At 75.8% G+C, this 809-nt stretch carries 2 protein-coding genes; both read right to left on the bottom strand.

The window, feature by feature from the left end; genetic code table 11:
* Positions 1-433, bottom strand: a 433-nt coding sequence (locus tag G3I65_RS18845) for a hypothetical protein (protein ID WP_160697277.1), incomplete at its 3' end; no start/stop codon positions are given.
* On the bottom strand, positions 433-809 hold a 377-nt coding region (locus G3I65_RS18840; protein WP_160697276.1), incomplete at its 5' end, for a hypothetical protein. The genes G3I65_RS18845 and G3I65_RS18840, both read right to left, overlap by 1 nt.

Raw genomic sequence — 809 nt, 5'->3', positions numbered from 1 at the left:
TCGCCACGACGTCGATCCGCCGCGGGCCGGGCCGCCGCCACAGCCGGTCGACCCGGAGCTCGGCGACCAGGCTGCCGTCGGGCGGGACCGGGGTGGTCGCCGACAGCGGGTTGTCCAGCCCGGTGAACCGCGCGAGGCCGCCGAGCACCCCGGTCGGCGCGTCCTTCCACCACAGGTGCAGCGAGGCGTCCAGCGGCGTGCCGGGCGCGAGGCTGATCTTCCGGTAGTCCTCCGCCGTCATGCCTTCGACGACGACCTCGTAGCTGCCCCCGGTCAGCCCGGCCGGCAGCGACGCGCTCACCGTGCCGGAGTAGGTGTCGCTGCCGATGGTGCACAGCTCGGTGCCGCGGACGCCGTGGCGGAACACCACGGCCCACGCGGGCACGGTCCCGGGCACGACCGCGTGGCCGCTTTCGAACGTGAAGCCGGCCATCACTTCTCCTTTCCCAGCTGCGAAAGCAGCACCGGGACACCGGGGTCGCCCACCGGGTGCGGCGGGCCCTCGTCCGGCGCCGGCGCGAGATCGCGCCAGCGCAGGGAAAGCCGGCTGCCGAACCGGCCGGGGCTGCGCAGCGAGCCCGCGGTGAGCACGAGCTCGTCGACGGTCACCTCGACGGCGGCCGTCCCCGGGGTCCCGGTCAGGCGGACCGGCACGCCGGTCACCACCGGCACCGTCATCCCGACCACGCCGGTGACCACCAGGGTGAGCCGGGGCCAGGCGGCGCCGTAGTCGCGGAAGTCCGTGCCGTCACCGGGGTCCGCGGTGGTGAACACGACGGCGGACGGGTCGGCCGCGAGCACCGCGCGCG

Source organism: Amycolatopsis sp. SID8362 (genome assembly GCF_010550475.1).
GTDB lineage: Bacteria > Actinomycetota > Actinomycetes > Mycobacteriales > Pseudonocardiaceae > Amycolatopsis > Amycolatopsis eburnea.
The sequence above is the reverse complement of the archived record's forward strand: the minus strand, read 5'-3'. Positions and strand labels throughout refer to the sequence as shown.